The organism is Kitasatospora sp. NPDC058406, from assembly GCF_042722765.1.
In the GTDB taxonomy this organism is placed as follows: domain Bacteria; phylum Actinomycetota; class Actinomycetes; order Streptomycetales; family Streptomycetaceae; genus Kitasatospora.
Genome location: NZ_JBHXKE010000427.1, coordinates 1 through 4,080 on the forward strand (window position 1 = coordinate 1; position 4,080 = coordinate 4,080).

A 4,080-nucleotide genomic window follows, 5' to 3' on the forward strand; every position below is an offset into this window, starting at 1 on the left:
GCGGCGTCGGCCCGCCCGTCCGCGGGCGTCCCCAGGCGAACCTCCGGCCGGTCCGTCAACTCCGGCCGTGGGCAAGCGCTTCGGCGGTGGTCTTCAGGTCGCTCAGCCAGGACTCCAGGCCCGACCGGAGGACCTCGGTCGCGAAGGGGACGTTCGCCTCGACCTGGGGACCGCTGTGGGTCTCCTCGGTGGTGACGCGGACGCCACCCCGGACGGCCGTGAAGTTCCACACGTGGACGCCGTCGATGCGCAGCCCCTCGGCGACGGCGGGCCCGGTCCAGCGGAGGCACGAGCCGGTCCGGAGCTGTCGGACGGTGGAGGTGATGTCCAGGCCGGTGGCGGGAGTCGCCGGGTTGGGCGGCAGCGGGGTCGTCCACCGGAAGGCCGAACCCCGGTGGAGCGGCCCGCGGTCGAGGCGCTCCGCGGTCCGCACGGGCGCCTGCCAGTCGGGCCAGCGCTCGACGTCGGTCTGGAGCTTCCAGACGGTGCGCAGCGGCGCGTTGATCACGATCTCGGTCCGGTGGCGGACGAGGGCGTCGGGGTCGACGCCCTTGCCCTGGCAGGTGAGGGACCTGCTGTGGTGGGGGGTGGTCGCGCCGGCGGGCGCGGCGGCGCCGCCGAGGAGGCCGGCGACGAGCGGGACGGCGACCAGGGCGGTGCGGATTCCGGCGCGGATTCCGACGCGGCGAGGACGGGCGGTGTGGGAGCCGTTGGCGCGGGGGTCGGTGCTGCGGATGCCGGACATGGGGTTCCCCTCTGACGGGCGGTGGAGTGCGGGTCCCATGCCCTGCACTCCCGCTTGAGCTACATGCTCATGCGTTCGTTAGAAGTTGTAACGCACGGTTGAGGGGGAGGTCAACAGGTTGCGTGATACCTTCTCACCAACCCTTGAGCATGTAGCTGAACGGGGGCGGGAAGGCGGCAGGTCATGGCGAGGGCGGGCGCGGACACCCCGAGGGAGCGCTACCGGGCCCAGGTGCGCGCGGAGATCACGGAACGCGCCTGGGAGCAGATCGCCACGGCGGGCGCGTCCGCGCTCTCCCTCAACGCGATCGCCAAGCAGATGGGCATGAGCGGGCCCGCGCTCTACCGCTACTTCGCCAGCCGCGACGACCTGATCACCGAACTCGTCCGGGAGGCGTACCGGAGCCTCGCCGACACCCTGCGCACGGCCGCCGCCGCCGGTGCCGACCTGGCGGGGCTGGCGGGCGCGCTGCGCGGCTGGGCCCTGGTGGACCCGCAGCGGTATCTGCTCATCTACGGCACCCCCGTCCCCGGCTACCGGGCGCCCGAGGACGTCACCGCCGTCTCGAACGAGATCATGACCACCCTGCTCGACGCGTGTGCGGCGCTCGCGCCCGCCGGCCCCGCCGCCGCGACGCCTTTCGGCGCGTACCTGGAGGAGCACCGGGACTGGGCCGGCGGCCACCCCGCCCCGCCCGAGGTGCTCCACCGGTTCCTGACCGTCTGGACCCGCCTGCACGGCGTGCTGTCACTGGAACTCGCCGGCCACTTCGCCGGTATGGGCTTCGATCCGGCGCGGCTCTTCGCGGCCGAGCTGGAGGAGCTGCTGGCGCACCGGGCCTGACGCCGCCCCGGCAGTTGCCGCAGTCGCACAGGAAGTCGACGTGGTCGACTTCCTGTGCGAGGAGGTGTCGGGCTCGAACAAGATCGATCACTTTCCGCCGGGGTGTGGCATCGGCACCCGGCCGGGCGGTCCGGCGGCGACCATGGCTGCGGCGGTCGACCGGTCGCCCCTTGCGCACTGGAGGAGTTCGGGATGACGACGCAGGCGAGCGTGGCGGATCGGCTCGGGATCGAGTCGGGCACGGTGGTCCTGGAGCTGGGCTACGAGGAGGACGTCGACCACGACGTCCGCGACGCGGTGGCCGAGCGGTCGGGCAGCGCCCTCGTCGAGGGGGAGGCCGACGTCGTCGTCGACGTCGCGCTCCTCTGGTTCCGCGACGGTGACGGCGACCTGGTGGATCTGCTCGTGGACGCGCGAACGCTGCTGGCCGACAGGGGAGTCGTGTTCGTCCTGACCCCGAAGTCGGGACGGCCGGGCTACGTGGAGCCCTCGGAGATCGGCGAGAGCGCCCCCACGGCGGGCCTCCAGCAGACGGGCGCCTTCTCCGCGGGCGGCGACTGGACCGCCACCAGGCTCGTGGCCCCCCGGTCGGCCCGCCGCTAGGGCTTGCCCCGGGGCCGGGGCCGGGGCAAGCCCTAGCGGCGGTCACGCGACCAGGCGCAGCCAGGCCGACGCGAGTGCGGCGTGACCGGCCGGCGTCGGGTGCACGCCGTCCGCGGCCCAGTACTCCGGACCGGTCGCCGCGGCGAGCTCGGTGAACATGGCGTCCGCCGCGAGCAGGTGCGCGCCGTAGGCTTCGGCGAGCTCGCGCACGACCTGGATCTTCGGGTCCAGGTCGGCCCGCCACTCCTTCCGGACCGCGTCGTCGACCTCCGCGTGGCGCGTCCTGACGCTGCCGCTGATCGGCAGCAGGAACGGTTCGACGAGGATCAGCTCCGTGCCCGCCCCGGCCAGCGGCGCGAGCAGTCGGCGGTAGCCCGCTGCGAACTCCTCGGCGGGGATCACGCGGCCGTTCGGGTCGAGCGTGTGCCAGCCCATGTCGTTGACGCCGACGAGGATCGACACCACGTCCGGGCGGGCGTCGAGGACGTCTGCCTGCCAGCGGGCTTCCAGGTCCCTCACCTTGTGGCCCCCGATCCCGGTGTTCAGCCAGGTCACGGGCCGGTCCGGGTGCCTGAGGCCCCACTCGCCCGCGACGCGCAGCGGGTAGCCGAACCCGAGGCCGTCCTCGCTCGCCAGCCGCAGGCCGTCGGTGATCGAGTCCCCGGTGAACATCACCCTGGTTCCCGGGCGGAGGGTGATCGTCATCTGTGCTCCTTGTTCGAGTCGGGCAGGAGGGGTTCACCGGGGGAGTTCGCCGGGGGACGGGACGGAACCTCGTGTTCCCGAATCGCCGAGCCGCAAGCCGCCGGCCCGCTCGGAGCTTGCGGCCGGAGCCGCGAGCACGGGTCCGGTTCCCACCCGACCTCTCCTCGCGAACTCCTCGCCGTCCGCCGTCCGCCATCCGGCGGACGGCGGCCTTCCGCGCGGGTGTCCTCCGGTCGCCGCCCCGGCCGTCCTGGTACCACTGCGGCCATGTCCCACCACCTCAGCGGCCCCCACCTCCGCTCCCCGCGCGGCGATGCCCGGCTCGACCTCACCGACCTGTTCGCCTTCCCGGCCGCCGGCGACCCCGGCCGCACCGTCCTCGTCCTGGACGCGCACCCGTACGCGGCCGTCCCCGGCGCCGCCTTCCATCCGGACGCCGTCTACCGCCTCAACGTCGACACCGACGGCGACCACCGGGCCGACATCGCCTACTCCTTCACCTTCTCCGCCCCCGACGCCTCCGGCGGCCAGACCGTCACGGTCCGCCGTGCCACCGGCGACGCGGCCCAGAAGCACGAGGCGGGCGGCGACGTCCTCTTCTCCGACGCCCCAGTGACGTTCGGCGACGCCCCGCACGTCGTCGAGGCCGACGGACGCAAGCTCTCCGTCGGCCTGCGCAGCGACCCCTTCTTCGCCGACCTCGAAGGGATCGTCGACAACTTCACCTGGACGGGCCGGGACGCCATGGCGAACGCCAACGTCCTCGGTATCGCGCTCGAAGTGCCGGACGCCGACCTCGGCACCGAGGCGGAGATCGGCCTCTGGGCCCGGGTCAGCCTGCACGTCGACGGGCAGCTGGTCTCCGTCGACCGGGGCGCCCACCCCTCCCTCACCGCGTACTTCAACGCGGAGGAGGTGAAGGACGCCTACAACGCGGGCGAGCCGGCCGACGACTGGACCAACTACCGCGAGGCCTGGACGGCGGTCCTCCAGCACACCGGCGACTACACCACCGACGCCGCCACCGAGACGCTGAAGCTCGTCCTGCCCGACATCCTCCGCTACGACCGCTCCCGCCCGGCCGTCTACCCGAACGGCCGCACGCTCACCGACGACGTGACCTCGGCGCGTCTGGCGATGGTGTCGGGGGGCAAGGTCACCTCGGACCACGTCCCGCCGCACAC

The 4,080-nt window shown here is 73.5% G+C and carries 6 protein-coding genes; 4 read left to right on the forward strand and 2 right to left on the reverse strand.

From position 1 onward, the window contains the following. Positions 1–55: 55 nt before the first annotated feature. Complete coding sequence (locus tag ACFWOG_RS39920; protein ID WP_380364565.1) at positions 56–745, reverse strand: SRPBCC family protein; 690 nt, start codon at positions 743–745, stop codon at positions 56–58. 183 nt (positions 746–928) lie between these two features. Between ACFWOG_RS39920 and ACFWOG_RS39925 the strand changes: the two genes are divergently transcribed. Genes ACFWOG_RS39925 through ACFWOG_RS39935 form a run of 3 tightly spaced genes read left to right on the forward strand, consistent with a single transcriptional unit; the run spans position 929 to position 2,191 of the window. Beyond that, positions 929–1,588, forward strand: coding sequence for a TetR/AcrR family transcriptional regulator (locus ACFWOG_RS39925; RefSeq protein ID WP_380364567.1), 660 nt, complete (start codon positions 929–931; stop codon positions 1,586–1,588). A gap of 40 nt (positions 1,589–1,628) precedes the next feature. Further along, positions 1,629–1,784 carry a hypothetical protein gene (locus ACFWOG_RS39930; RefSeq protein ID WP_329950894.1) on the forward strand — a complete coding sequence of 52 codons (156 nt, stop codon included), beginning with the start codon at positions 1,629–1,631 and terminating at the stop codon, positions 1,782–1,784. Next, positions 1,781–2,191, forward strand: a complete 411-nt coding sequence (locus ACFWOG_RS39935; protein ID WP_329878320.1) for a DUF3052 domain-containing protein — start codon at positions 1,781–1,783, stop codon at positions 2,189–2,191. Before ACFWOG_RS39930 ends, ACFWOG_RS39935 begins: the two co-directional genes overlap by 4 nt. 42 nt (positions 2,192–2,233) lie before the next feature. Here ACFWOG_RS39935 and ACFWOG_RS39940 read toward each other — a convergent pair whose 3' ends face one another. Continuing rightward, positions 2,234–2,896, reverse strand: coding sequence for an SGNH/GDSL hydrolase family protein (locus tag ACFWOG_RS39940; protein ID WP_380364570.1), 663 nt, complete (start codon positions 2,894–2,896; stop codon positions 2,234–2,236). Between the two features lie 267 nt (positions 2,897–3,163). On the opposite strand from ACFWOG_RS39940, the gene ACFWOG_RS39945 reads away from it, so the two are divergent. Continuing rightward, positions 3,164–4,080, forward strand: a 917-nt coding sequence (locus ACFWOG_RS39945; protein WP_380364572.1) for a DUF4331 family protein, incomplete at its 3' end; no start/stop codon positions are given.

What these genes read in the sequence shown, in the direction of transcription:
- ACFWOG_RS39925 (WP_380364567.1), top strand. Translation starts at nt 929, where the DNA reads ATGGCGAGGGCGGGCGCGGACACCCCGAGGGAGCGCTACCGGGCCCAG.
- ACFWOG_RS39935 (WP_329878320.1), top strand. Translation starts at nt 1,781, where the DNA reads ATGACGACGCAGGCGAGCGTGGCGGATCGGCTCGGGATCGAGTCGGGC.
- ACFWOG_RS39920 (WP_380364565.1), bottom strand. Translation starts at nt 745, where the DNA reads ATGTCCGGCATCCGCAGCACCGACCCCCGCGCCAACGGCTCCCACACC.
- ACFWOG_RS39940 (WP_380364570.1), bottom strand. Translation starts at nt 2,896, where the DNA reads ATGACGATCACCCTCCGCCCGGGAACCAGGGTGATGTTCACCGGGGAC.